This is a genomic window from Rhizobium sp. GW821-FHT14E12 (genome assembly GCF_058803745.1).
In genome coordinates this window covers 1-24172 of record NZ_JBXAPH010000005.1, presented here as the reverse complement: position 1 = coordinate 24172, position 24172 = coordinate 1, and the positions used below count along the sequence as shown (strand labels likewise).

General features: G+C 62.0%; 26 protein-coding genes. 10 read left to right on the top strand and 16 right to left on the bottom strand.

Features of this window, described 5'->3' with window-relative positions:
* Positions 1-27 precede the first annotated feature (27 nt).
* Both hisC and AC1RO0_RS19450 read left to right on the top strand, forming a co-directional pair.
* Positions 28-1137, top strand: coding sequence for a histidinol-phosphate transaminase (gene hisC / locus AC1RO0_RS19455; protein WP_498594459.1), 1110 nt, complete (start codon positions 28-30; stop codon positions 1135-1137).
* On the top strand, positions 1134-2063 hold the full coding sequence (locus AC1RO0_RS19450) for a prephenate/arogenate dehydrogenase family protein (RefSeq protein ID WP_498594458.1): 930 nt from the start codon (positions 1134-1136) through the stop codon (positions 2061-2063). Before hisC ends, AC1RO0_RS19450 begins: the two co-directional genes overlap by 4 nt.
* Before the next feature lie 199 nt (positions 2064-2262).
* Here AC1RO0_RS19450 and AC1RO0_RS19445 read toward each other — a convergent pair whose 3' ends face one another.
* A complete protein-coding gene (locus tag AC1RO0_RS19445) occupies positions 2263-3276 on the bottom strand; it encodes a DUF2125 domain-containing protein (protein WP_498594457.1) in 1014 nt (337 codons plus the stop codon).
* A 51-nt stretch (positions 3277-3327) separates the two neighbouring features.
* Between AC1RO0_RS19445 and AC1RO0_RS19440 the strand changes: the two genes are divergently transcribed.
* Complete coding sequence (locus AC1RO0_RS19440; protein ID WP_498594456.1) at positions 3328-3861, top strand: gamma-glutamylcyclotransferase; 534 nt, start codon at positions 3328-3330, stop codon at positions 3859-3861.
* Here AC1RO0_RS19440 and AC1RO0_RS19435 read toward each other — a convergent pair.
* The 4 genes from AC1RO0_RS19435 to ftsE form a co-directional block, all read right to left on the bottom strand.
* Positions 3858-4658 carry a lysophospholipid acyltransferase family protein gene (locus AC1RO0_RS19435; protein ID WP_498594455.1) on the bottom strand — a complete coding sequence of 267 codons (801 nt, stop codon included), beginning with the start codon at positions 4656-4658 and terminating at the stop codon, positions 3858-3860. The genes AC1RO0_RS19440 and AC1RO0_RS19435 overlap by 4 nt on opposite strands.
* A gap of 98 nt (positions 4659-4756) precedes the next feature.
* Positions 4757-5464 carry a YdcF family protein gene (locus AC1RO0_RS19430; RefSeq protein WP_498594723.1) on the bottom strand — a complete coding sequence of 236 codons (708 nt, stop codon included), beginning with the start codon at positions 5462-5464 and terminating at the stop codon, positions 4757-4759.
* A gap of 84 nt (positions 5465-5548) precedes the next feature.
* Positions 5549-6595 carry a cell division protein FtsX gene (locus AC1RO0_RS19425; RefSeq protein WP_498594454.1) on the bottom strand — a complete coding sequence of 349 codons (1047 nt, stop codon included), beginning with the start codon at positions 6593-6595 and terminating at the stop codon, positions 5549-5551.
* Positions 6588-7247, bottom strand: a complete 660-nt coding sequence (gene ftsE / locus AC1RO0_RS19420; RefSeq protein ID WP_007693621.1) for a cell division ATP-binding protein FtsE — start codon at positions 7245-7247, stop codon at positions 6588-6590. The genes AC1RO0_RS19425 and ftsE overlap by 8 nt, the downstream gene beginning before the upstream one ends.
* Before the next feature lie 210 nt (positions 7248-7457).
* On the opposite strand from ftsE, the gene AC1RO0_RS19415 reads away from it, so the two are divergent.
* From AC1RO0_RS19415 to AC1RO0_RS19405, 3 genes are all read left to right on the top strand, one after another.
* Positions 7458-8108 (top strand): hypothetical protein, encoded by a 651-nt coding sequence (locus tag AC1RO0_RS19415; RefSeq protein WP_498594453.1) that lies wholly within the window; start codon positions 7458-7460, stop codon positions 8106-8108.
* Between the two features lie 88 nt (positions 8109-8196).
* Positions 8197-8745 (top strand): hypoxanthine phosphoribosyltransferase, encoded by a 549-nt coding sequence (hpt, locus tag AC1RO0_RS19410; protein WP_498594452.1) that lies wholly within the window; start codon positions 8197-8199, stop codon positions 8743-8745.
* A gap of 180 nt (positions 8746-8925) precedes the next feature.
* Positions 8926-9285 carry a response regulator gene (locus tag AC1RO0_RS19405; protein ID WP_007693627.1) on the top strand — a complete coding sequence of 120 codons (360 nt, stop codon included), beginning with the start codon at positions 8926-8928 and terminating at the stop codon, positions 9283-9285.
* Between the two features lie 52 nt (positions 9286-9337).
* Here the strand turns inward: AC1RO0_RS19405 and AC1RO0_RS19400 are convergent, their stop codons facing one another.
* The 4 genes from AC1RO0_RS19400 to argH all read right to left on the bottom strand — a co-directional run bounded on the left by AC1RO0_RS19400 (position 9338) and on the right by argH (position 15262).
* Complete coding sequence (locus AC1RO0_RS19400; protein ID WP_498594451.1) at positions 9338-12088, bottom strand: TIGR02302 family protein; 2751 nt, start codon at positions 12086-12088, stop codon at positions 9338-9340.
* 197 nt (positions 12089-12285) lie between these two features.
* Positions 12286-13554: a diaminopimelate decarboxylase gene (lysA, locus tag AC1RO0_RS19395; protein ID WP_498594450.1), complete on the bottom strand. Its 1269-nt coding sequence runs from the start codon at positions 13552-13554 to the stop codon at positions 12286-12288.
* Positions 13555-13567: 13 nt separating this feature from the next.
* Positions 13568-13762, bottom strand: coding sequence for an LPS translocon maturation chaperone LptM (gene lptM, locus AC1RO0_RS19390; RefSeq protein ID WP_007693633.1), 195 nt, complete (start codon positions 13760-13762; stop codon positions 13568-13570).
* A gap of 99 nt (positions 13763-13861) precedes the next feature.
* On the bottom strand, positions 13862-15262 hold the full coding sequence (argH, locus tag AC1RO0_RS19385; protein ID WP_498594449.1) for an argininosuccinate lyase: 1401 nt from the start codon (positions 15260-15262) through the stop codon (positions 13862-13864).
* A 23-nt stretch (positions 15263-15285) separates the two neighbouring features.
* Between argH and tlpA the strand changes: the two genes are divergently transcribed.
* Positions 15286-15951 (top strand): thiol:disulfide interchange protein TlpA, encoded by a 666-nt coding sequence (gene tlpA, locus AC1RO0_RS19380; protein WP_498594448.1) that lies wholly within the window; start codon positions 15286-15288, stop codon positions 15949-15951.
* A gap of 166 nt (positions 15952-16117) precedes the next feature.
* Here tlpA and AC1RO0_RS19375 read toward each other — a convergent pair whose 3' ends face one another.
* The 6 genes from AC1RO0_RS19375 to AC1RO0_RS19350 all read right to left on the bottom strand — a co-directional run bounded on the left by AC1RO0_RS19375 (position 16118) and on the right by AC1RO0_RS19350 (position 20698).
* Entirely contained in the window at positions 16118-16996 is an 879-nt protein-coding gene (locus AC1RO0_RS19375; protein WP_007693639.1) for a 3-hydroxybutyryl-CoA dehydrogenase, read from the bottom strand.
* A gap of 151 nt (positions 16997-17147) precedes the next feature.
* Positions 17148-18077: an electron transfer flavoprotein subunit alpha/FixB family protein gene (locus AC1RO0_RS19370; protein ID WP_498594447.1), complete on the bottom strand. Its 930-nt coding sequence runs from the start codon at positions 18075-18077 to the stop codon at positions 17148-17150.
* Positions 18078-18100: 23 nt separating this feature from the next.
* On the bottom strand, positions 18101-18850 hold the full coding sequence (locus tag AC1RO0_RS19365) for an electron transfer flavoprotein subunit beta/FixA family protein (protein WP_034521550.1): 750 nt from the start codon (positions 18848-18850) through the stop codon (positions 18101-18103).
* 198 nt (positions 18851-19048) lie between these two features.
* Positions 19049-19627, bottom strand: a complete 579-nt coding sequence (locus AC1RO0_RS19360; protein ID WP_498594446.1) for a cob(I)yrinic acid a,c-diamide adenosyltransferase — start codon at positions 19625-19627, stop codon at positions 19049-19051.
* Positions 19628-19640: 13 nt separating this feature from the next.
* Positions 19641-19844 (bottom strand): twin transmembrane helix small protein, encoded by a 204-nt coding sequence (locus tag AC1RO0_RS19355; protein WP_007693648.1) that lies wholly within the window; start codon positions 19842-19844, stop codon positions 19641-19643.
* A gap of 20 nt (positions 19845-19864) precedes the next feature.
* Complete coding sequence (locus AC1RO0_RS19350; RefSeq protein WP_498594445.1) at positions 19865-20698, bottom strand: SDR family oxidoreductase; 834 nt, start codon at positions 20696-20698, stop codon at positions 19865-19867.
* A gap of 98 nt (positions 20699-20796) precedes the next feature.
* On the opposite strand from AC1RO0_RS19350, the gene AC1RO0_RS19345 reads away from it, so the two are divergent.
* Positions 20797-21729, top strand: coding sequence for a YihY/virulence factor BrkB family protein (locus AC1RO0_RS19345; RefSeq protein WP_498594444.1), 933 nt, complete (start codon positions 20797-20799; stop codon positions 21727-21729).
* Here AC1RO0_RS19345 and gluQRS read toward each other — a convergent pair.
* Positions 21694-22575: a tRNA glutamyl-Q(34) synthetase GluQRS gene (gene gluQRS, locus AC1RO0_RS19340; protein ID WP_498594443.1), complete on the bottom strand. Its 882-nt coding sequence runs from the start codon at positions 22573-22575 to the stop codon at positions 21694-21696. The two genes, AC1RO0_RS19345 and gluQRS, sit on opposite strands and share 36 nt — an antisense overlap.
* Here gluQRS and AC1RO0_RS19335 point away from each other — a divergent pair.
* Positions 22574-23263, top strand: a complete 690-nt coding sequence (locus AC1RO0_RS19335; protein ID WP_498594442.1) for a DNA-3-methyladenine glycosylase family protein — start codon at positions 22574-22576, stop codon at positions 23261-23263. The genes gluQRS and AC1RO0_RS19335 overlap by 2 nt on opposite strands.
* A 111-nt stretch (positions 23264-23374) precedes the next feature.
* Positions 23375-23932, top strand: a complete 558-nt coding sequence (locus tag AC1RO0_RS19330; RefSeq protein ID WP_007693658.1) for an HNH endonuclease — start codon at positions 23375-23377, stop codon at positions 23930-23932.
* Positions 23933-24172 lie beyond the last annotated feature (240 nt).

Sequence of the window (24172 nt, the reverse complement as noted above, 5' to 3'; positions counted from 1 at the left end):
TTTCCGGCGCTTCCCAAGGTCGATCCCATGAGCATGGAAATGAGCAAGCCCGTCCCGCGCCCCGGCATTCTCGATATCGCCGCCTATGTGCCGGGCAAGGAGCATGCGCCGGGCGTGGCGCGGGTGTTCAAGCTCTCCTCGAACGAAACGCCGCTCGGCGCAAGCCCAAAGGCTATCGAGGCTTTCCGGGAAACGGCGACGAATCTGGAACGCTATCCGGACGGACAGGCCAAGGAATTGCGCCAGGCGATCGCCGACGTGCATGGGTTGAACCCGGCCAATATCCTCTGCGGCAACGGTTCCGACGAGCTGCTCGGCCTGCTCTGCCATGTCTATCTCGGCACGGGCGATGAGGCCATCATCACCGAACACGGTTTCCTGGTCTACAAGATTCAGATCAAGGCTGCGGGCGCCACGCCGGTCACGGTGAAGGAAAAGGACTGCACGGTCGATGTCGATGCGATCCTCGCCGCCGTCACCGAAAAGACCAAGATGGTTTTCATCGCCAATCCGGGCAATCCGACCGGTACCTATGTCCCGGTCAGCGAAATCCGCCGCCTGCAGGCGGGCTTGCCGAAGCATGTCATTCTCGTGCTCGACGCTGCTTATGCCGAATATGTCCGCCGCAACGACTACGAGGCCGGCCTCGAGCTTGTTTCCGCGAACCCCAACGTCGTCATGACCCGCACCTTCTCCAAGGTCTATGGCCTCGCAGCGCTGCGCGTCGGCTGGGTCTATGCGCCTGCCGATATCATCGATGCGCTGAACCGCGTACGCGGCCCGTTCAACATGAACGCCGGCGCCATTGCAGCTGGCGCTGCCGCCGTTCGTGATCAGGCCTTCACGGAAAAGGCCGTCGCGTTCAATACGCTTTGGCTCGACAAAGTGACGCAGGCGCTTGAGGCGATCGGTCTCAAGGTGACGCCGTCGGTCGCCAATTTCGTCCTCGTCCACTTCCCCGATGTCGATGGCAAGCGCGCGACTGAGGCCGATGATTTCCTGACCAGCCGCGGTTACATCGTGCGCGCGGTGCGGTCTTATGGCTTCCCGAATTCGCTGCGCATCAGCATCGGCACGGAAGAGGCCAATCTCGGTTTCATCGATGTGTTAACCGAATTTATGGGTCGCAAGGCATGAGCAGCGTTCAGTTCGACCGGATCGCGCTGATCGGCATCGGGCTGATCGGCTCTTCGATTGCCCATGACATCAAGCGCCTCGGCCTTGCCAAGGAAGTGGTCATCTCGACGCGCAGCGCCGAGACGCTGAAGCGCGCAGAGGAGCTGAAGCTCGGTGACCGCTATACGCCGTCGTCGGCTGAGGCGGTCAAGGATGCCGATCTCGTCATCGTCTCCGTGCCGGTCGGTGCGTCCGAAAGCGTCGCCAAGGAGATTGCCGCGCATCTGAAGCCCGGCGCCATCGTTACCGATGTCGGCTCGACCAAGGCCTCCGTCATCGCGCAGATGCAGCCGCATATGCCGGAAAACGTGCATTTCATCCCCGGCCATCCGCTGGCGGGCACGGAAAAGTCGGGACCGGACGCGGGCTTTGCCGGTCTGTTCGAGGGCCGCTGGTGCATCTTCACGCCGATCCCCGGCACCGACGAAACGGCCCTCAAGACACTTCGACATTTTTGGGAAACGCTCGGTTCGCGCGTCGACGAGATGGATCCGGAACATCACGACAAGGTGCTGGCGATCGTCTCGCACCTGCCGCATCTGATCGCCTACAACATTGTTGGCACGGCCGACGATTTGGAGACGGTGACGGAATCGGAAGTGATCAAATATTCCGCCTCCGGCTTCCGCGATTTCACACGACTGGCCGCGTCGGATCCGACCATGTGGCGCGACGTTTGCCTGCACAATCGCGATGCCATTCTGGAAATGCTGTCGCGATTCTCGGAAGATCTGGCTTCCCTGCAGCGGGCGATCCGCTGGGGCGAGGGCGACAAGATCTTTGAACTCTTCAGCCGCACCCGTGCCATCCGACGCTCGATCGTCGAGGCCGGCCAGGATGTCGACACCCCGGACTTCGGCCGTCATGCGCTGGACGCGAAGAAGTAGCGGCTCTCTTCCGTTCTCCCCTCGGGGAGAAGGTGCCCGACAGGGCGGATGAGGGGGCGTTACTGGGGAAGAGATACCTCTTACTTCCGTTCAAGGTCTCGAAGCTTCGCTCCGAGCCCCCTCATCCGGCCGCTCTCGACTTCGTTTCACTCCGCCATTCGCGTCCACCTTCTCCCCGCCGGGGAGAAGGTGTTGAACCTCAAATCGGCGGGATCTTCCCGAGCGGGATGAAGCCGCTGAGGGAGAGGCGGCCGCGATCGGCGGTCAAGTCGACGGAGACCTTGTCGCCGCCGCTGGCGAGCGCCTTCAGTAGCTTGGTGGCGGTGTTGACGATATTCTTGGCGGCGGGGATCGTTGCTTTCAGGCTATCGCCCCAGGGGCCGATCTGATTGATCTCCAGCTTGAACTGGCCGGACAGCAGGCCCTGATCATCGAAATTAAAAGGTCCGGAGAGGGTCATGACGCGGCCATCACCGATATCGATGACGGCCTGATGCAGCACGCCGGCGGCGCCATGAAGGCCGTTGCTGTCGCTGCCGTCGAGCATGCCGGCCTTGCCGGTGAGCGTGATATTAGCACTGGTCGATGCTGTAGGCAGCACCTGCGGGAAATCCTTGATGGTGGCATTGGCGTTTTCGATGCCGATCGCCAGTTCCAGATCCTCGCCGTTCTGGCGCGCATGCATCTCGGTATGATCGGCGGTCACATCGGCGTTCTGGCCGGTGGAGGAGGAGACGATGTTGGCCTTCAGCCCGTCGATGACGGTCTGGCTCTGTTCGATGCCGCGCCCCTTGGCGACGAGATTGGATTGCAGGTCGGTCCATTCGGCCGAGACGGTCAGGCCTTGCGCGGTGCGCAATTGCGTCGGTGATTTCAGCGTCCAGGCGATATGGTTCGGCTGATAGACCGGCGCCGAAGCCTGGAGGTTGCCGAAGGCTGTGGAAACGCCCTTGGTCTGATTGTCGACGCTTACCTTGGAGCAGGAGAGGCCGATCGAGAAGGGAAAGCCGCTAAAGGCCATGTCGGCGCATTCGCCTGAAATGCCGGTGTCGTTCTGCTGGCCGAGCGCCTTCAGCACATTTGCCCTCACCATCGTCGTCGCATAGTACCAGCCGCCGGTGTAAAGCCCGGCAAGGATCACGATCAGCCCCAATCCGACGGGCCAAATGCGTTTGCCTCTGCCGGATGTGACGCTCTGGCTTGACGCTGCCATGTTGTTCTCCAATGGTTGAACTGATGTGGTCACAATGATTTGGCGTTGGATATGGACGAATTTTGGGTATTTGGCTACGGATCGCTCATGTGGAATCCGGGCTTTAGTCATGTCGAAAAATCAGAGGCGCTGATTTTCGGCTATCGGCGCTCCCTTTGCGTCCATTCCTGGGTCCATCGCGGCACGGAGGCGAGCCCCGGCCTGGTGCTGGGTCTCGATCGCGGCGGTTCCTGCCGCGGCATGGCGTTTCGCGTCGCTGCCGCCGAGTGGGATGAGGTACTGACCTATCTGCGCGAGCGCGAGCTGGTTACTCATGTCTATCTGGAAAGGACCTTGGCGATCCGGCTTGCCGATGGCCGGCGGGTGACCGCCGTCGCCTACATTGTCGACCGCGACCACAGGCAATATGCCGGCGGGCTGGACGCCATCGATGCGGCCCATATCGTTGAATCGGCGATCGGCCAGTCCGGTCCTAACGATGCCTATGTTTTCAACACGCTGGCGCATCTGCGCGAGATGGGCATTCGTGACCAATGGCTGGAGCAGGTCGCCGGCGAGATCGAGCGGATGCGGGAAGCGTCCTAGATAGCTGTGGCCACCTTGGCCTTGCCTATTTCCGCCAAGCGTTGTGCGGCTGTCGCCGGCACGGGCAGGCCCGGGTTGCTGGTGATGGTTTCCACCAGCAGCTCGTCGCTTGCCTTCTCGGTTTCCTGAACCAGCCGTTCGAAGAAGGCGTCCGGGTCCATGCCCGGCTGGATCGGCGGCAGGATGCGGACCTTGAAGTGGCCGGGATACTTGCGGAAGGTGCGGCGCGGCCAGAACAGGCCGGGATGCATGGCAACCGCGACGACCGGAATATCCAGGTCGCGATACATGCGGGCGATGCCGTATTTGTAGACTGGCTCGGCGCCCGGCGGGCGGCGGGTTCCCTCGGGGTAGATGATGAGCTGGCGGCCGGTGGAGAGTTCTTCGCGCGTGCGCTTCAGCACGTCGAACATCACCTTGCCGCGGGCGCTGCGGTCGACCGGGATCATGCGCTGCTTCTTCGCATACCAGCCGAACAGCGGAATCCACATCAACTCGCGCTTCAGGATATAGACCGGATCGTCGAGATAGGGCAGCAGCGCGAAGGTGTCCCAGAAGGATTGGTGCTTCGGCGCGAAGATGAAGCTGCCCTTGGGGATGTTCTCCAGGCCTTCGATCTCGAAGGTGGTGCCGACGATCTTTTCCATCAGCCAGACGCTGGATTTTGCCCAGGCCTTGGGGATCGCATAGGCGGCCTTGCGCGGCATCAGGAAATAGATCGGCGTGAGCACGATCATGCGAATAATCAGATTGGCATAGAAGGCGATATTGAACAGGATCGAACGCAGCGTGATCATCAAGGCTTTCCCAATACGCCGGCTTGCGACGGCATCCGAAGCCTTGCCTACACGATTACGCTGTCAATAAAAAGTCGGCCCGCGCGCCACCCGGCATCTCAGTCCGGATCGTCGCTCTGTTCTTGCGAACGCAGGCCGAGCGGGCGCCCGAGACCGGTGATATTGCGGGCGCCGGCGAGAAGAACCTTGGCGTATTCATAGATCATGGTGCGTAGCGCGTTGGGGTCCGTGAACCAGTTCTTGGTCTTGAGGTCGGAATTGACCACCGGATAGGGAATGAAGTCCGTGCCCGGATCGACATATTTCAGCTCGGCCAGGCTGCGCGGCATGTGATAGTTGTTGGTCACCACCAATATGCTTTTATAACCCTTGGCGTGGATCCATTTTGCCGCCTCGCGGGCGTTGCCGATGGTGTCGATGGCGTCGTAGCCGATATCAACGCAGCAATTGAAGAGGTTGGCGGGGCTCTGTGTCAGCTTGCGGATTTGCGACGGCGTCGTCGTCGGATGCGCGCCGGAGATCAGGAGCCGGTTGCCGGCGCCGGTGCGCAACAGCTCCACGGCCTGGTCTATGCGCTGGTAGCCGCCGGTCAGAACGATAATCGCATCCGCCTTCGGCTCCAGTGGCGGCTTCAACGTGGCGATCGAATCGGCAAAATGCAGGAAGCCGCCGAAAACGATGGCGACGAGGAAGACGAAGGCAAAGCCGCCCCAGCGCAGAAAACGGCGGAAAAAGCTGCGCCGCACGGGCCTGTCGCTGTGGAAGCGCTCCCACAACGATTGAGAACTCACAGCCTTGCGAGTCATCAGGTCCATGCTCATGATTCGTTATTATACGCGAAATGCGGCAAGGAACGGGCCATCGAACCGTAAAAAATAATTACCAAAGCGTCAATTCTGTACATTTTCGGTCCTTCCTGGGTCGGAACGAACCAAATCGATCTCGTCGATCGTACGCATGACGGTGAAGCGCGCCGTGACCGTGGTGAGCAAAGCGATGATGAGCATGGTTGCGAGAATGCCGAGATAGCCGAGAGTGCCGACCGAAAACGTGCCGAAGAGGGCGGTTGCCTGGTCGGTCTGCGGCGTGGCGATTGTGCTTCGTTGCAGAAGGCCGGCGGTGGCGAAAAACAGGGCGGCAAGCGCACTGCCGGCGGCGGAACCCTTCAGGCTGATCTTCAAAAAATGCTTCTGGAACTCGGTGGCGACGAATGTGCTCTCGGCGCCGACGAAATGCAGCACCTCGACGATGTGGCGGTTGCCCGAGAGCGCGCCGCGAGTGGCGAAGACTACGGTCAGCACCATGGCCGTGAAGACCAGCAGCAGGATTCCGGTGCCGATGAGGACGGTGGTGTGTGCCATCGAGACCAGCCGGTCGACCCAGGTGCGGTGGTCATCCAGTGTCGCCTGCGGAATCTCTCCCTTGAGGAGGCTGCGCATCGCCTCGAAGTCCGGCGGGTGTGTTTCATCGATGGTGATGATCACCAGGCGCGGAACGGGCAGTTCCTTGAGGTCGAGGCCGGAGCCGAGCCAGGGTTCGAGCAGGCGTGCGGTTGCTGCCTCGTCGACGATCTGGCCGCTTTTCGTGCCGACGAAGCCAAGCGCGATATCGCGGGCGCTGATAAGCGCCTTGTCCATGTCGAGATTATCGTCGGGCTTGATCTGGATGGTGATCTCGCGGGCGATCTGGCTCTCCCAGCTCGCCGCCGTCGAGCGCACCATGCTGACGGCGCCGAGCGTCAGGCAGGCGAGGAACGCCATGATGGCGATGACGACGATCAGCGCATTGCCCTGGATGTTGGAGGAAGGCACGATCGGCCCTGTCGGGCGCACGCGCATCTCCGGCCGTCTCTTCTCGGGCGGCGTGGTCGTGGGTCTCTGCGCGTTGCCAGCAGCCCCTGGGTTCGCGGGGCTCCTGCGGGGTGTGGGCTCAGTCATAGATATCGAGATGCCCTCCCGACAAGATCATGCGCCGTGCCTCGACCTGATCCATCAGCGTCAGGTCGTGCGTGGCGATGACGACGGCCGTGCCGAGGCGATTGAGCTCGAGAAACAGGTTGAGCAGGCGCCGTGCCATCGGCGGATCGACATTGCCGGTCGGTTCGTCGGCAAGCAGGATTTCGGGCCGGTCGATCAGCGCGCGCGCAATGGCGGCGCGCTGCTTCTCGCCGCCCGACAGCACCGGCGGCAGCACGTTGATGCGCTCGCCGAGGCCGACCCATTTCAACAGTTCCAGCACATCGTTGCGATAGGAGCTTTCGTCCTTGCCGCGCACGCGCAGAGGCAGCGCGACGTTCTCATAGGTCGTCAGATGGTCGAGCAGGCGGAAATCCTGAAAGACGATGCCGACGCGGCGGCGCAGCAGCGGCAGCTCGTTGCGTGGGATCGAGGAGATCTCTCGGTCGAACATGCGGATCAGCCCGCGGGTCGGCTGTAGCGACATGAACAGCAGGCGCAGCAAGGTCGTCTTGCCGGCGCCGGAGGGGCCTGTCAGGAACTGGAACGATTTCTTCGGAATGTCGAAGGTCAGGTCGCGGAGAATTTCCGGACCCATGCCATAGCGCAAACCGACGTTCTCAAAATGGATCAACGGGCAGTCCAGTCTTCCGCGGTGTTCAATCAGGCGACTTGTTAACCAATTGCGTTAACGGACGGTAAATTTTGCTGGGAAGGCGCCCCATTCATGGCGGTCTTTGCGAAGCATTAACCATTAAAATTTACGACTGGGCAGGATTCGTTTCAATGCCCAGAATTCAGATGGGCGTGGAAACCATGTGGATCACCGGAAAGGGAGGTCGTCATGGGTGCTTTTCGCCACCGTCGGCAGCAGGCGGGGCTGGTCTATGACCTGCTTCCGCCCGAACGCGTAGCGGCTTCGCAACTACCCCATCGTTTCGGGCAGAAGCCGGATATTGTCGACGCCGAGTTCGTGACCGTCATTCCCGGCCGCGCCAACGGCAACTTTGACAGGGCTACTCGCACACAATCGCAGCCCCGGCCGGCTCCGGGTGGCGTTCACGTTCGCGCGATCACCGGCTTGCGGCTTGCCGAGGGATGGCTGCAGCAGGCATCGCGGCGCAGTTTCGTGGCTTTGATTGCGGCACTCGCGATCCTGGTTTTCGGTCTTGCTGGCGGCTTTTCCGGATTATCCGGCACGCCGGCGCAGGCAACATCGGAACCGCTGCAATTTACCCATGTGACGCTGACGCCGCGCGACGAGAACGGCATGCGGGTGCTGACCGTCAACGGCATCATCGAGAACCAGACAGGTGCCACGCTGACCGTGTCGCCCGTGCGCGCCGATATCTTCTCCGGCAATCAGTTGCTGACCAGCGTTGTGGTGAACCCACCCGTGGACCGTATCGGGCCGCATGAAAGCCGTGGTTTTTCCACCAGATTGCAGCATCCCGGTGGAAAAACGCCGGATGTTCGGCTTTCCTTCATGCCATAGGGGGTGTGTCGGCTCTTATGATTGTGCTACGGGCTAGGGCTTGATCAGCGGACAAGTGCCGCAGCACAGCCATGGAGCATGCCAATCAATGCCTGTCGTACGCGGGAAGAATATCGAGCCGCTTTTCACCGCCGAGCAGATCGCCGAGCGTAACAAGGTTTTGGCGGCGCAGATTGCCAGCGGGCCGACGAAGGATCTCCTCGTCATCGCCATCCTCAAGGGCTCGTTCATCTTCGCAGCCGATCTGTTGCGCGCGCTGCATGACACCGGGCTGGCACCGGAGGTCGAATTCATCACGCTTTCGAGCTATGGCGCCGGCACGACGTCCCAGGGCGTTCGCATCGTCAAGGACATCGACAGCGACGTAAAGGATCGTGACGTGCTGCTGGTCGACGATATCCTGGAATCCGGCCGGACTCTGCGCTTCGCCAAGGAACTGCTCTATGAGCGCGGCGCCCGCAACGTCTCGCTCGCTGTCCTGCTCGACAAGAGCGTCAAGCGCCAGGAAGAGCTGGAGGCCGATTATGTCGGCTTCGAATGCCCCGACTATTTCGTCGTCGGCTACGGCATGGACGTCGCCTATGCCTTCCGCGAATTGCCCTTCGTGGGCGTTGTGACCGGCGACGCCGACGAATAGTCTTGGCACGTCGGGCGCCGATTCCAGGTTAATCCGGCGCTCCGTCAAGCTGTCCCAATATGCTCCAGCGATGACGAACCGTTAACCACGGGACGGGATTGCACCTCTGTCGTTTACCGATCGCAAACGGAATTCTGGTGATTTCGGTCTCGGAACATGATGGACCACGGAGCATAGACCATGGCAAGAATTCTGATCACGGAAGACGAGGACTCTCTTCGCACCTTTGTCGCCCGGGCGCTGCGCCTGGATGGCCACGAGACCGAAGAGGCGGCCGACGGCGCCGAAGGTCTGGAAAAACTGAAGCAGGGCGTCTACGACCTGCTGCTCTCCGATATCCGCATGCCGGTGATGGATGGCATCGAGCTGGCGCACCAGGCGGCCTCGACCTGCCCAGGCATGAAGATCCTGCTGATGACCGGCTATGCCGAGCAGCGCGAGCGCGCCGACGACCTCATGGAAAAGATCGTCGATGTCGTCTCCAAGCCCTTTGCCCTGCCGGATATCCGCAAGGCGGTCGCCCGCGCCCTGGCGGCTTGATCGGCCCTATCGAGGGAGAGCCTTCGCCCATGATGGCGAAGGCGATGCAAGCCTACTGCCTCATATCGAGCAGGCGTTCCAGATAGTTCCGTTCGTCGGACAGTGACGGATTGTTGCTGAGACGCTCGCGGATGGCGTCGAGAATTTCTCGGGCGCGCTGCGCCTTGATGATATCTGGTACTTTGTTCTCGTTGGTTTCGTCGAATATGCCGGGTTTGCCGTCGCGCAGACGGCCAAGTGGGTCGCGGCCGTTCTGATTACCCTGGCCGTTTTGTCCCTGCTGCTGGCCCTGGCCTTGACCCTGCTGCTGCATCTGCGCCATGAGCTGGTTCATCATGTCGCGCGTGCCCTTGCGCAGCGCGTCGAGCGCACGGCCCTGGCCCTGCACGGCGGTCTCGCCATTGCCCTGGCCGAGCTCGCCGGCCGCACCCTTCATCTCCTGCTGCGCCTTGCCGTAATTCTGGTTCGGCTTCATGCCCATGGAGCCGAGTTCCTTTTGCAGCTCGCCGAGTTGTTTTCCGAGATCATCCTGCTGCTGGCGCAATTGCTTCAGCGCATCGCGCAACTGGTCGGCGGTCATGCCGTCCGTCTCGTTGTCGCCTTGCTTCTGACCCGGTTGCTGCTGGCCCTGCTGGTTCTGGCCCGGCCGCTGGTTCTGGTCCTGCTGGCCCATGTCCGGTTGTTGCGGATCGCCGAGGCCCGGCATGGGCTGGTTCAGCGCGTCGTCGCCGTCCTCGTTGGGATCGCCGCGCTGCATGCGGTCGCGCATGGTCTGGTCGAGCTTGAAGGTCTGTTCCATCAGCTTCTGCTGGTCGCGCAGGATACGGCCAAGCTTATCCATCTGCTGGCGCATCTTGTCGTTTGCTTCGCCCTGCTGCTGATTCTGGTCGCGCTGCGGCCTGCCTGCCTGCAGGTTGTTCATCATCTGCTGCAGCTCGGACAGCATCTGCTGCGCCGCCTGGCGGTTGCCGGAGCGGGCGAGATTCTCGATCTGGTCCATCATCCGCTGCAAATCCTGCTGGCGCAGGATATTGGCGGACTTCTGGTTGGGCTGCGCCGGCATGTTCTTCATGCGCTCGGCGAGCTCCTTCATATAGTTGCCCATCGCCTTGCGCAGCTCGTCCATCAATTTCTTGATTTCCGCGTCGGGCGCATTGCGTTGCAGCGCATCGGAGAGCTTCTGCTGCGCGTCGCGGAGTGCTTTCTCCGCGTCGGTCAGCTGCGCGTCTTCCATGCCGAGCGCGATCTGCCAGAGATAATCGGCAGTATCCTTCAGCGCGGCGTCGCCGCTGGCGAGCTTCATGCGCGTCAGCGCCGATTTGATCAGCAGGTAATTGCCGAGATCGGGGATCGTTTCGTCCGGGCGGATCGTCAACGACTTGTTGAGCTCGATCGCCTCCGGCATCTTGCGGGTGTCGAGCGCGAAAACCTGGCGTTCCTCGGCGACGGCGGCGGCAAGCGGTTGGCCGAAGTTGCGCGAGGGCAGGGTCATCTCATAGGGCGCGCTGCGGCCGGTCTGGCCGGCGCCGTCGCGTGCGACGAGGGTGACGCGCACCTTCTTGCCGGCAAGCGGATCCTGCGTCAGATCGCGGCTCGTCAGTCCCTTGCCGTCACGGCGGTCGCGACGCGGGATTTCCAGCTTGTATTCCGGCAGGCCATAAAGCGGCGTGGCTTGCGGATCGGCATCGACTGGCATGATCTCGGCACGGGCTTCCTCGACGCCATAATCGTCCTTCACCTTAAAGCCGATTTCGAGTGAGCCGTTGGTAGTGGCATGCGGAATGCCGTCAAAGGTGATTTCCGGCGGCTTGTCGACGACCACGTTGAAAGACCAGGACTTGCCGTTGACCGTCAGTTTGCCGCCCTTTTCGAGCTTCAGCACATGGGTGCGGGCAACCATCGCAGCTGCGCCCGACGAAGCGGTGTCGGCGACCGGCGGCTGGGCGGTGGGGACGGCCGTGTCGCCATTTGCCGATGCCTGTTTGCCGGCGTCGGCGACCTGTTCGGGGATCTCGGTGCTGGTGTCGCTGTCGGCGGGCTTGAACAGCGCTTTCTCATTCGCAGAGGCGCCGGTGACGCGCACGGTGAGCTCGGAGAATTGTGGGACGTTGACGCTGTCGCCGGTGTTGGCGGCATTGCCGGTCAGATAGACCGGCGCTTCGCCGGTGTAATAAGGCGGCGTCACCCAGGCATCGACGCGGACATCCGGATTGTTCGACGTGATGACGGGTGCGATGAAGGCATCGCTCAGCGAGCCGCCGCTGTTGGACATGGAAAAGCTGAACGCCGTCACCAGCAGCAGCGCCGGAACGGTGCGGAGTGCAAAGCGGTCGTAGCGGGCGATATCCGGTCGCGGGAAGCCGGCGTCCAGGGCGGCGATGCGCGCCGCCATGCGGGCCTGATGCTCCCGCCACAGCGCCCGGGCAAAGGGCGTGTCGAAAGCCGGCTCGTCTTCCTGCACGGTGACCGGTTGATGCGGGAGGCCGTTGCGCTCCTCCAGCATCCGGTCGGCTTCATCAACGGTTGGCCAGCGCAGGCGGCGGAAGGGGAAGCAGGCGGCGGCGAAGGCGATCGTGAAAACGGCGAGCAGGGCAAGGCGCAGCATATCCGGCGCGATGCGGAAGATGCCAAACCAGGCGGCAGAGAGGAAAAGGGCAAGGATCGACAGAGGCAGCAGCAGCAGCGGCAGGATCTGCTCGGAGACCAGCACCAGCCGTGCGAAGAGACGTTTGACCGCAACCAGCCGTGCCAGCGCCGGACGGCTGGCGAAAGCGCCCTTCTTGGGGTTGCTTGGGCTGGTCATCGGTCCGGTTTTCTCCCCGTTCTGACGTGGATGGCTATCTGCCCATTGGAAATGGCTGGGCGTCCCACACGCCCAAGTTTACAGCGCCCGGCGAGACGCCTGTCATGGAAAGATAACATTCTTTGTGGCGAAGACGAGAGCAAGCGGCGCCAAAGGCCACTTTTTCAGCGGATTTCGCTTAAACGTGATTAAGTCTCTTAATCGAGCCAGGCAGGAATCGAATCGAGACCGATCAACTCTTCATAGGTCCGGCGCGGACGAATGACGTGGAAATCGCCGCCCTTGACCAGCACTTCGGGCACCAGAAGCCGGCTGTTATAGGTGCCAGCTTGCACCGCGCCATAGGCGCCGCCGGAGCTGACGGCCAGGAGATCGCCGGGCTTCGGCATCGCCATTTCACGGTCGAGCGCCAGATAGTCGCCGGTCTCGCAGACCGGGCCGACGATATCGGCCTTGATGCGCGGCGCATTGGCGGCGGTGATCTCCACGGGGCGGATTTCGTGATAGGCCTCGTAGAGCGTCGGGCGAATGAGGTCGTTCATGGCGGCGTCGACGATGACGAAGCTCTTGTTGCCGCCGTCTTTCACATAGATGACCTCCGTCACCAGGATGCCGGCATTGCCGACGATCAGGCGGCCGGGCTCGGTGACGATCTTGCAGTTCAGGCCGCGCAGCTGATCCTTGACGATATGGGCATAGGCGTCCGGCAGCGGCGGTGGCGTGTTATCGTCGCGATAGGGGATGCCGAGGCCGCCGCCGATATCAACGTGGTGGATGTCATGGCCATCGCCGCGCAGCGTCTCGACGAGTTCGCGCAGCAGCTTGAAGGCATCCTCGAACGGCTGCAGCTCGGTGATCTGGCTGCCGATATGCATGTCGATGCCGGTGGCGTCGATGCCCGGTAGATTGGCGGCGCGAGCATAGACGGCGCGGGCGCGCTCCCAGGAGATGCCGAACTTGTTTTCCTTCTTGCCGGTCGAAATCTTCGCATGGGTGCGGGCATCGACGTCGGGATTGATGCGGAAGGACACGGGGGCAATCTTGCCGGCCCGGACGGCGCGCTGGTTCAGCACTTCCAGTTCCGGCTCGGATTCGACATTGAAGCAGTAAATGCCGGCTTCGAGCGCGACATCCATCTCCTGAGCGGTCTTGCCGACGCCGGAGAACATGATGCGGTTCGCCGGGATGCCGGCGGCCAGAGCGCGTTGCAGTTCGCCAACGGAGACGACATCGACGCCGGCGCCGAGACGGCCAAGCGTCTTCAGCACCGCCTGGTTGGAATTGGCCTTCATGGCGTAGCAGACCATGGCGTCGACATCGCTGAAGGCTTCGGAAAAGACGCGGTAGTGCCGCTCGAGCGTTGCCGTCGAATAGACGTAGAAAGGTGTTCCGACCGCCTTGGCGATCTCGGGAACAGGAACGTCCTCGGCGTAGAGAATGCCGTCGCGATACTGGAAATGGTTCACGGTCGCGGCCTGCTCAGAGAAGCGGATCGAGGAGGAACTTCTTGTCCTCGGTGCCTGGCTGTTTCGTTGGCTTGGAGACGTCGCCGCCCTTGGTCGCCGCAGCGCTTGGCGGATCGAGATCGCCCTTGCGGCCACATCCGACGACGGCAAGGCCGATGACCGAAAGGACGACGGTCAGGCGGATGATATGCGGCATGTTGATCTGCATCGAAATCCTCTTGGGCGGCAAACGCGGAAGCAATCTTCATAGCGAAGTTTCCGCGCCTTGTGCACCCTGATTGTTAGAGTGTGGTTTCCGGCGATTGTCTCAGTTGCGGGCGCGCCAGAAGGCGATCTGCTTGCGCACTTCCGATGGCGCCGTGCCGCCGAAGCTCTTGCGGCTGGCGACCGAGGCCTCGACCGTCAGCACGTCGAAGATCTTGTCGGTGATCGCGGGGTGGATCGCCTGCAGATCTTCCAGCGACAGTTCAGCTAGATCGCAGGATTTGCTTTCGGCAAGCGCCACGGCGCGGCCGGTGACGTGATGGGCGTCGCGGAAGGGAAGGCCCGCTTCACGTACCAGCCAATCGGCAAGGTCGGTGGCGGTCGAGTAGCCGGAGCCGGCGGCGGCCTTCATGCGGGCGGCGTTGATCGTCATGTCGCGCACCATGCCGGTCATGGCGGCAATCGCCAGTTCCAGGCTTTCGGCGGCGTCGAAGACCTGTTCTTTGTCTTCCTGCATGTCCTTGGAATAGGCGAGCGGCAGGCCCTTCATGATGGTCAAAAGCGCAACCAGTGAGCCGTTGATGCGGCCGGTCTTGGCGCGCACCAGCTCGGCCGCGTCGGGGTTCTTCTTCTGCGGCATGATCGAGGAGCCGGTAGAGAAGGCGTCGGACAGGCGCACGAAGCCGAATTGCGGCGTCGACCAGATGACGATCTCTTCGGCCAGCCGCGACAGGTGCATGCCGGCGATAGCGGCGATCGACAGGAACTCGATCGCGAAATCGCGGTCAGAGACGGTGTCGATCGAGTTGCGGGTCGGCTCGCGGAAGCCGAGCGCCTTGGCCGTCATGTGGCGGTCGATCGGGAAGCCGGTGCCGGCAAGGGCGGCGGCGCCGATCGGCGATTCGTCCATATGCTCGATGGCATGGCGCACGCGCGAACGGTCACGGCCGAACATCTCGACATAGGCCATGCAATGATGGCCGAAGGTGACCGGCTGCGCGGTCTGCAGATGCGTGAAGCCGGGCATGACGGTGTCGGCGTGCTCTTCGGCGCGGTCGAGGAAGGCGGCGATCAGGCCGGTCAGCGCCTGTTCGCATTTCAGCAGCTCTTCCTTGACCCAGAGGCGGAAATCGAGCGCCACCTGGTCGTTGCGCGAACGGGCCGTGTGTAGCCGTCCGGCGGCGGGGCCGATCAGGGCCGCAAGCCGCGACTCGACGTTCATATGAATATCTTCGAGGCTGCGGGAGAATTCGAAATTTCCGGCTTCGATCTCTGACAGGATCGTGTTCAGCCCGTGAACGATCTTGTCTTTATCCTCGGTTGAAATGATGCCTTGATGGGCGAGCATGGTGGCATGGGCGATGGAACCGCGGATATCCTGCGCAAACAGCTTCTTGTCGAAACCGATCGATGCATTTATCTCCTCCATGATGGCCGCGGGGCCGGAGGCGAAACGTCCGCCCCACATCTGGTTGGAGGATTTGGTGTCCGTGCCGTCAGCCATGAGATGCCTACCTGGAGAATGTAATGACAGCGAAGAAGCCGTTTGGTCTGCCGTCCGTGAAACTTGTCCTGCTTGCCGCCGTCGCCGGGGTCGTCGCCGGTGCGGCAGCGGTATACGTGAAGGAGGCGGGGTATGGCAATGGTATTGGTGAAACGGCCTCCTCCGGGCAATGCGAAACGGCCAAGGATCGCGCCGCGGCCCTGACGCCCTTCACCAAGGGACAGGTCGCCGCCATGGCCGCGCCGCAGACGCCGATCTCGCTGCACGACGTTTCCTTCAAGGGGGCGGACGGCCAGCCGCTGTCGATCGCCAATTTTTCGGGCAAGACGCTGCTGCTCAATGTCTGGGCGACCTGGTGCGTGCCCTGCCGTGAGGAAATGCCGGCCTTGAACGCGCTGGAGAAGAGCATGGGCAACGACAAGTTCGAGGTCGTCGCCGTCAATATCGACACCGGCGACGATGAGAAGCCGAAAGCCTTCCGCACCGATTACGGCATCGACAAGCTCGGCTATTATCGCGACAGCACCATGGGCGTCTTCAACGCGCTGAAGAAACAGGGCCTGGCCTTCGGCCTGCCGGTGACGCTCTTGATCGACGACAAGGGCTGCCTCGTCTCGGCCATGAATGGTCCGGCGGCATGGGATAGCGACGATGCGAAAAACCTGATCAAGGCGGCGGTGGGGATTTGACATTCCTCCTTCTCCCCCTCGGGGAGAAGGTGCCTGACAGGGTGGATGAGGGGGAGTGCGTCATATTCAGGCGCATCTATTGGGAAAAAAGCGCCGCCCTCCCGGTAACGTCCCCTCACCCCGCGCGTTCCGCGCGACCCTCTCCCCGTTGGGGCGAGGGGGTTTATTACCGTGTCGGAACCGGCACTTCGCCGCGATAATCGTAGAAGCCGCGGCCGGATTTGCGGCCGAGCCAGCCGGCTTCGACATATTTCACCAGCAGCGGGCAGGGGCGGTATTTCGAGTCCGCCAGGCCGTCGTGCAGCACCTGCATGATCGACAGGCAGGTGTCGAGGCCGATGAAATCGGCAAGCTGCAACGGACCCATCGGGTGATTGGCGCCGAGCTTCATGGCGGTGTCGATGGCATCGACGGTGCCGACGCCTTCGTAAAGCGTGTAGATCGCCTCGTTGATCATCGGCAGCAGGATGCGGTTGACGATGAAGGCCGGGAAGTCTTCGGCCACCGTGATCGTCTTGTCCAGCGAGCTGACATATTCCTTGGCGGCGGAGAAGGTCGTTTCCTCGGTGGCGATGCCGCGCACCAGTTCGACCAGCTTCATCACCGGCACCGGGTTCATGAAGTGGATGCCCATGAAGCGTTCCGGCCGGTCGGTCGCGGAGGCGAGCCGGGTGATCGACAGCGATGAGGTGTTGGTGGCGAGCATCGCCTCGGGCTTCAGGATCGGACAAATCTGGGCATAGATCTTGCGCTTGACGCTTTCGTCCTCGGTCGCGGCCTCGATGGCGAGGTCGACCTGGGCGAGATCGTTGAGGTCGGAAGAGCCTGATATCAGCGCAAGCGCCGCCTTGCGTTCCTCGTCGGTCATCTTGCCGGAAGAGACCTGGCGGGCAAGGTTGCCGTTGATGGTGGCAAGGCCGCTCTCGATGCGTTCCTGCGACAGATCGTAGATGTGCACCTTATAGCCGGCCATGGCGGATACGTGGGCAATGCCGCAGCCCATCTGGCCCGCTCCGATAATACCGATCGTCTTCAGCGAACTCATTGCCAACTCCCCCGGGGCGGCGCGTTCTCGGCGGCGCGCCATGCTATTCGTCATAAATTTGCCGGACTATTTCTAGCCCGGCAAGATTGATAGACCCATAAAGGACAATTTTCCAGTCTTTCGCAACTGCGAAAGAGATCAAGAGGCGCGATCAGAGCGCCTTTTCGAGTTCCGGCAGCGCCTCGAAGAGATCGGCGACGAGGCCATAGTCGGCGATCTGGAAGATCGGGGCCTCTTCGTCCTTGTTGATGGCGACGATGACCTTCGAGTCCTTCATGCCGGCAAGATGCTGGATGGCGCCGGAAATGCCGCAGGCGATATAGAGCTGCGGAGCGACCACCTTGCCGGTCTGACCGACCTGCCAGTCGTTTGGCGCGTAGCCGGCATCCACCGCTGCGCGCGATGCGCCGACGGCGGCACCGAGCTTGTCGGCGACGGGAAGGATGACTTCGCGGAACTTCTCGGCGGAACCAAGCGCACGGCCACCGGAGATAATGATCTTCGCGGACGTCAGTTCCGGACGGTCGGATGAGGACAGCGCATCACTGACGAAGCTGGAAAGGCCGGGATTGGCAACGGCCGCGATCGCCTCGACGGCAGCCGAGCCGCCTTCAGGCGCAGATGCGAAGGATGCCGTGCGAACGGTGATCACCTTCTTCGCATCGCTCGACTGCACCGTCTGGATGGCGTTGCCGGCATAGATCGGGCGCTTGAAGGTGTCGGCGGAAACGACGTCGGTGATCTCCGAGATCTGGGCGACGTCGAGCAGGGCCGCGACACGCGGCAGCACGTTCTTGCCGACCGAGGTGGCAGCCGTGATGACGGTGTCGTAGCCGGCGGCCAGCGATACGATCAGATCGGCCAGCGGTTCGGCGAGGTTGTTGGCAAGCTCGTCACTTTCGGCCAGCAGCACCTTGGAGACGCCGGCAAGCTTTGCAGCGGCATCGGCGGCAGCCTTGGCGCCCTTGCCTGCGACGAGGATATGAATGTCGCCACCGATCTTGGCGGCAGCCGTCAGCGTCTTGGCGGTCTGGTCGGAAAGGCTTTGGTTGTCGTGGTCAGCCAGAAGAAGAATGGCCATGATGATTGTCTCCCTTTCCTATCCTAGAGCACGCCGGCTTCGGTCTTGAGCTTCTCGACAAGCTCGGCGACCGAACCCACCTTGATACCCGCCTTGCGGCCGGATGGCTCTTCCGTCTTCAGCACCTTGAGGCGCGGCTCGGTCGAGACGCCGAAGTCGGCCGGTGTCTTCTTGTCGAGCGGCTTCTTCTTCGCCTTCATGATGTTCGGCAGAGAGGCATAGCGCGGCTCGTTGAGACGAAGGTCTGTCGTGACAACAGCCGGAAGCTTGATCTCGATGGTCTGCAGGCCGCCGTCGACTTCGCGGGTAACGGTTGCCTTGCCGTCGCCGATCTCGATCTTCGAGGCGAAGGTCGCCTGCGCCGAGCCCAGGAGGGCGGCCAGCATCTGGCCGGTCTGATTGCTGTCGTCATCGATCGCCTGCTTGCCGACGATGATCAGGCCCGGCTGTTCGGCGTCTGCGACACCCTTCAGGATCTTGGCGACGGCGAGTGGCTCGACGGCATCATCGGTCTCGACCAGGATCGCCCGGTCGGCGCCCATGGCGAGTGCGGTGCGCAGCGTCTCTTCAGCCTTGGCAGGCCCGATCGAGACGACCACGACTTCCTCAGCTTTGCCGGCTTCCTTCAGCCGCAGCGCTTCCTCAACCGAGATCTCGTCGAACGGGTTCATCGACATCTTGACGTTGGCAAGCTCAACGCCAGTACCATCCGGCTTCACGCGGATCTTGACGTTGTAATCAACTACCCGCTTCACGGGGACGAGAATCTTCATGGAATCCTTCCTTCAACACTGCGCTCCAGACCATGGCCTGTTCCGCGCCGTTCCGTTTGTCGAATGGCGACATGGATACGCGTTTTTTCCCCAATTACAACGCTTCCATGCCGCAGACAGGCAAATTGCTTCAGGGGTGTAAATAACGTTTACGTTAACGTCAATACGGTCACCCGGTAGGAGACATAATTTGCCTTGTTACCGATTCTTGCCGGGAACCCAGAGCACATCGGCGCGGCCGCGATCATTGGCATGGCGCGCGGCGACAAACAGGAAGTCCGAGAGGCGGTTGACGTATTTCAGTGCTGCCGGGCTGACACGCTCGCCCTTGCTGCGTGACAGGGCCACCATCAACCGCTCGGCACGCCGCGCGATGGTGCGGGCGAGGTGGAGATGGGCGGAGGCCGGACTGCCGGCGGGCAGGACGAAGGAATTCAGCGGTTCGAGACCGGCATTGAGAGCATCGATATCATGTTCGATGCGCGACACCTGATTGTCGATGATGCGCAGCGGCTCGTAGGGGAGCGGCTCGTCCGTCTCCGGTGCCGAGAGGTCGGCGCCGAGATCGAACAGATCGTTCTGGATGCGCATCAGCATGGCGTCGAGCTCGGGCATATCGGCCGTATGCAGCCTGGCGACGCCGATCGCGGAATTGGTTTCGTCGATCGTGCCGTAGGATTCGACGCGCAGATCGTGCTTCAGCCGGCGCGGGCCGGAGACGAGGCCGGTCGTGCCGTCGTCGCCGGTCTTGGTATAGATCTTGTTGAGCTTGACCATCTTGATCCCGCAATCAGGCTGGACGGCCGCCGCCGGTCAGCCACAGCGTCAGCATGATCAGGATGACGGCGACCGCCTGCAGCAGCACGCGAAGCTGCATCAGCCGGTTGGAGAGATTGGGGTTGTCACCCTTCATCATGTTGAACAGGCCGCGGATGAGGACGAGCACCACGAGGCCCATGACAATGATGGCGGCGATATAGGTAAATGTGGACATGGCTCCTCCGTCCCCGTCTTTCAATCCAGCCGGCGCATCAGGCGATAGAAAAGGTTAGCCGGCAACAGCCTTTTCAGAAGAACGCCCTGCTTGGCAGGGGTAGTCACGAGATAGTGCGGACGCGGATTTTTCGCATTCAAGGTGGATTTTAACACGTCATAGACCGCTTCGGGTCCCAATTTATGCTTGTTGACCGGACCTGTGCCATTCAGTCGCGCCAGCTGCCGCCGGTATTCGACGGCATGGGCCGAATGTTTGAGGTCGATGTGTTCCTCGATCTTGGCGAGCGCATTGGCGGTGAAGCGCGTGGCGATCGGCCCGGGCTCGATCAGGCTCACATGGATGCCGCTATCCTGCAGCTCCATCCTGAGCGTGATCGTCAGCCCCTCCAGCGCGAATTTCGAGGCGGTGTAGGCGCCGCGGAAGCGATAGGGGATGAGGCCGAGGATGGAAGAGCAATTAACGATCCGGCCCTGGCCTCGGGCGCGCATCAGCGGGATCACCTGCCGCGTCAGCTCATGCCAACCAAAGAAGTTCGTCTCGAACTGTTCGCGCAGCACATCCGTGGAGAGGTCTTCGACGGCGCCCGGCTGGCCGTAGGCACCGTTGTTGAACAGGGCGTCGATGCGGCCGCCGGTCCGTTCGCGCACGGTGGCAACCAGGGCCGAGATCGTGTCCGGCCGGGTATAATCCATCAACAGGGTCTCGATGCCGTCGGCTTCGAGCGGGCCAAGGTCCGCCTCCTTGCGCACGGTCGCAAAAACCCGCCAGCCATCGGCCTTCAGCGCCCGGGCGCAATAGGCGCCGATGCCGGAGGAGCAGCCCGTCACGATAATGGTGCGTTGATCGGCCATGGAATGATTCCTGTACAAAGTGGGAGTCGTTTCCCATATTCAGGAGCCCGATACAATCGACAACCGGTGGATGAGGACCGGGAGCAAGCGGAGATGGAATGCCGACATTCGTGCGTGCGCTTTACAAGGTCATCTACGATGCAGTGTTCCATTTCGTCGAGGACGACGGGTTCGCCATGGCGAGCCATGTCGCGCTTTCGACGCTGCTGGCGGTTTTCCCGTTCCTGATCTTCGGCACCGCGCTTGCGAGCTTCCTCGGCGCCAGCCAGTTTTCCTCGACGGCGGTGCATCTGATCTTCGACACCTGGCCGGAGGCGATCGCCAAGCCGGTGGCCGATCAGGTGGTGCAGGTGCTGACCATTCCACGCGGCGGGTTGCTGACGATCTCGGTGCTAGCGGCCGCCTACTTCGCCTCCAACGGTGTCGAGGCGCTGCGGATCTCACTTAACCGCGCCTACCGCGTGCCGGAAACGCGGCCGTGGTATTTCAACCGCCTGGCCAGCCTTGGCTATGTGCTGATCGCGGTTCTGATCTTTGCGCTTCTGAGCATCCTGCTGGTCGCCGTGCCGCTGGCGCTCAATTATACGCGGCAGTGGCTGCCGGGGCTTGCCGATATCCTCGACGTCGTTTTCAGCTGGCGGATCTACGGCACCATCTTCCTGTTGGTGGCGGGGCTGCTGATCCTGCATCTGTGGCTGGCGGCCGGGCGGCGGCGGTTGTTCGACGTCATTCCCGGCGTCTTCCTGACCCTGGTCTTCTGGTCGATCGGCGCGCTGCTCTTTGCCTATTATCTCTCGACCTTCGCCAATTACACCGCCACCTATGCCGGCCTCGCCTCGGTGATGATCGTCTTGATCTTCCTCTATATGCTCGCGGTGATTTTCATCATGGGGGCGGAAATCAATGCGGCGCTGATGAAGTTCAAGGTGCGGCGCCTGCTGTTCGGCAAGGTGGCTAGCCCGCAAGCCGACAAGCCAGACGTCGACAAGCAGCAATCAGAGGCCGATGCGGCGGCGAAGCTGCGCCGGTGACAGGCCTTGCCGGCGCCATTCGGCAATGCCGGTGTCGCCCTGACTTTTTGACAGCTTCCGGCTGTCGTCGCCGAGGATCAGCCGGTGATGGTGGTAGAGCGGTTCCGGCAGACCGAGCAAAGCTTGTAACAGTCGGTGGATCGAGGTGGCGTGAAAGAGGTCGAGGCCGCGCACGACATGGGTGATGCCTTGCGCCGCGTCATCGACGACCACGGAGAGATGATAGCTCGACGGCGCGTCGGAGCGTGACAGAACAACGTCGCCCCAGGCTGCGGGATCGGCCAGGATATCGCCCGTCTCGCCATCGCCGCTTTCGCGCCAATGAAGCGGCTGGCCGACCTCGGCGATGGCTTTTTCCATGTCGAGCCGCCAGGCGTGCTTGAGACCGGCACCCAGCAATCGCTGTCGCTCCTCCGGACTGCGCTTGCGGTCATCGGACGGATAGAGCGGCGTTCCGTCTGGATCGCGCGGCCAAGATCTTCCGCCGACCTCACCTGCAGCGACCCGTGCCTTCACCTCGCCGCGCGTGAAAAAGGCGGGATAGACGAGGCTGCGGTCGATCAGCGACTGCAGGGCGCTCTGATAGGCCGGGAAATGCTCGGACTGCCGGCGCACCGGTTCTTCCCAGGCAAGGCCAAGCCAGCGGAGGTCGGTCAAAATCCCCGCTTCGAAATCGGGTGTACAGCGGGCCTGATCTATGTCCTCGATGCGCAGGAGAAAATCGCCGCCGGCCTTGATCGCCATCTCGTGATTGAGGATCGCCGACAGCGCATGGCCGAGATGCAGCGGGCCGTTCGGGCTCGGCGCAAAGCGGAATCTCGGCTTTTGACGGGGAATCGCGATCATGCTTTCTTCTGCCACGAATTCCACCGAGGGACCATCAGGCGCCATGCACATCATTCGCGATGAAGACGATATTAGGCAAGGACTGGCGGCGCTGGTCGAACTCGATCCACGCCTGCGGCGGATTATCTCCGAAGCCGGCCCGGTGCCGCTGCGCCTGCGCGAGCCGGGCTTCGAGGGGCTGGCCCATATTATCGTCTCGCAGGTTGTATCGCGGGCAAGCGCCGACGCGATCTGGGGGCGGATGATGGCGAGGCTCGACCGGGTGACAGCCGAGACCTATGCCGGGCTGGAGCCGGATGCCTGGCGGACCTTTGGTCTATCGCGAATCAAGGCCGATACGCTGGCGCGTGTTGCCGATGCTGTTGTTGAGGGCCGAATCGATCTGCATTCGTTGAGCACCGAGCACCCGGAAAAGGCGCTGTCCGAACTGACGTCGATCAAGGGGATAGGACCGTGGACGGCTGAGGTCTATCTGATGTTTTGCGGCGGTCACGCAGATGTGTTCCCGGTCGGCGATGTCGCCCTGCAGGCGGCCGTCGGCATGGCGTTCGGCCATGAGATCAGGCCCCTGCCGAAGCTCTTGGCCCGGGAAGCGGCGGTCTGGGCGCCCTGGCGCTCGGTCGCGGCCCGGCTTTTCTGGGCTTATTATGCCGTCAAGACCCGGCGCGACGCGCTGCCTATCGATTAATCAGTGGGTCTCATAGATTCGCCTCTTTGCACTGAATTTATTGGACTTCACAATCCTGTAACAACCGGCCTAATATACAGGTGCAGATGCCGAATCGATCAGGAGGGTTCCTTGACGATTGCAGTCTCCCCGCAGTCCCTGCCGGCGCTCGTCCTGAACGCTGACTACAGACCGCTGAGTTATTACCCCTTGTCGCTCTGGTCCTGGCAGGACGCGATCAAGGCGGTTTTCCTTGACCGTGTGAATATCATTGCCGAATACGATCAGTGCGTATCGTCGCCGAGCTTCTCAATGCGGCTGCCGAGCGTTGTCTGCCTCAAGACTTACGTTCAGCCGTCCCGCAACCCGGCCTTTACCCGGTTCAACGTCTTCCTGCGTGACCGGTTCGAATGCCAGTATTGCGGCACCCATGACGACCTGACCTTCGACCATGTCATCCCGCGCGCCCATGGCGGCGAGACGACCTGGCAGAACGTCGTGGCGGCCTGCTCGCCGTGCAACCTGCGCAAGGGCAGCAAGCTGCCGAAGCAGGCGGGCATGTTCCCGGCACAGAAGCCGTATCAGCCGACCGTGCAGGACCTGCACAATAACGGCCGCCTGTTCCCGCCGAACTATCTGCACGACAGCTGGCTCGACTATCTCTACTGGGATACGGAGCTGCAGCCTTAGGATTGGGCGCCTGCGGAGGTCGGGCGAGTTTCGCTTTGCCGCACCTATTATGCACGGCCCCTCACCCTAGCCCTCTCCCCGCAAGCGGGGCGAGGGGACTACGGGTTATAAAACCAAGCTCATCATGTGGAGTACGATCCCGGCGGGTCGCTAAGCTCCCTCGCCCCGCTTGCGGGGAGAGCGACTGTCTTGTTGGTCAAGCTGATTGCCATGGTTTTTGATCCCGGATGATGGCATTGA

What these genes read in the sequence shown, in the direction of transcription:
- hisC (WP_498594459.1), top strand. Translation starts at nt 28, where the DNA reads ATGAGCATGGAAATGAGCAAGCCCGTCCCGCGCCCCGGCATTCTCGAT.
- AC1RO0_RS19450 (WP_498594458.1), top strand. Translation starts at nt 1,134, where the DNA reads ATGAGCAGCGTTCAGTTCGACCGGATCGCGCTGATCGGCATCGGGCTG.
- AC1RO0_RS19445 (WP_498594457.1), bottom strand. Translation starts at nt 3,276, where the DNA reads ATGGCAGCGTCAAGCCAGAGCGTCACATCCGGCAGAGGCAAACGCATT.
- AC1RO0_RS19440 (WP_498594456.1), top strand. Translation starts at nt 3,328, where the DNA reads ATGGACGAATTTTGGGTATTTGGCTACGGATCGCTCATGTGGAATCCG.
- AC1RO0_RS19435 (WP_498594455.1), bottom strand. Translation starts at nt 4,658, where the DNA reads ATGATCACGCTGCGTTCGATCCTGTTCAATATCGCCTTCTATGCCAAT.
- AC1RO0_RS19430 (WP_498594723.1), bottom strand. Translation starts at nt 5,464, where the DNA reads ATGACTCGCAAGGCTGTGAGTTCTCAATCGTTGTGGGAGCGCTTCCAC.
- AC1RO0_RS19425 (WP_498594454.1), bottom strand. Translation starts at nt 6,595, where the DNA reads ATGACTGAGCCCACACCCCGCAGGAGCCCCGCGAACCCAGGGGCTGCT.
- AC1RO0_RS19415 (WP_498594453.1), top strand. Translation starts at nt 7,458, where the DNA reads ATGGGTGCTTTTCGCCACCGTCGGCAGCAGGCGGGGCTGGTCTATGAC.
- hpt (WP_498594452.1), top strand. Translation starts at nt 8,197, where the DNA reads ATGCCTGTCGTACGCGGGAAGAATATCGAGCCGCTTTTCACCGCCGAG.
- AC1RO0_RS19405 (WP_007693627.1), top strand. Translation starts at nt 8,926, where the DNA reads ATGGCAAGAATTCTGATCACGGAAGACGAGGACTCTCTTCGCACCTTT.
- AC1RO0_RS19400 (WP_498594451.1), bottom strand. Translation starts at nt 12,088, where the DNA reads ATGACCAGCCCAAGCAACCCCAAGAAGGGCGCTTTCGCCAGCCGTCCG.
- lptM (WP_007693633.1), bottom strand. Translation starts at nt 13,762, where the DNA reads ATGCAGATCAACATGCCGCATATCATCCGCCTGACCGTCGTCCTTTCG.
- argH (WP_498594449.1), bottom strand. Translation starts at nt 15,262, where the DNA reads ATGGCTGACGGCACGGACACCAAATCCTCCAACCAGATGTGGGGCGGA.
- tlpA (WP_498594448.1), top strand. Translation starts at nt 15,286, where the DNA reads ATGACAGCGAAGAAGCCGTTTGGTCTGCCGTCCGTGAAACTTGTCCTG.
- AC1RO0_RS19375 (WP_007693639.1), bottom strand. Translation starts at nt 16,996, where the DNA reads ATGAGTTCGCTGAAGACGATCGGTATTATCGGAGCGGGCCAGATGGGC.
- AC1RO0_RS19370 (WP_498594447.1), bottom strand. Translation starts at nt 18,077, where the DNA reads ATGGCCATTCTTCTTCTGGCTGACCACGACAACCAAAGCCTTTCCGAC.
- AC1RO0_RS19365 (WP_034521550.1), bottom strand. Translation starts at nt 18,850, where the DNA reads ATGAAGATTCTCGTCCCCGTGAAGCGGGTAGTTGATTACAACGTCAAG.
- AC1RO0_RS19360 (WP_498594446.1), bottom strand. Translation starts at nt 19,627, where the DNA reads ATGGTCAAGCTCAACAAGATCTATACCAAGACCGGCGACGACGGCACG.
- AC1RO0_RS19355 (WP_007693648.1), bottom strand. Translation starts at nt 19,844, where the DNA reads ATGTCCACATTTACCTATATCGCCGCCATCATTGTCATGGGCCTCGTG.
- AC1RO0_RS19350 (WP_498594445.1), bottom strand. Translation starts at nt 20,698, where the DNA reads ATGGCCGATCAACGCACCATTATCGTGACGGGCTGCTCCTCCGGCATC.
- AC1RO0_RS19345 (WP_498594444.1), top strand. Translation starts at nt 20,797, where the DNA reads ATGCCGACATTCGTGCGTGCGCTTTACAAGGTCATCTACGATGCAGTG.
- AC1RO0_RS19335 (WP_498594442.1), top strand. Translation starts at nt 22,574, where the DNA reads ATGCTTTCTTCTGCCACGAATTCCACCGAGGGACCATCAGGCGCCATG.
- gluQRS (WP_498594443.1), bottom strand. Translation starts at nt 22,575, where the DNA reads ATGATCGCGATTCCCCGTCAAAAGCCGAGATTCCGCTTTGCGCCGAGC.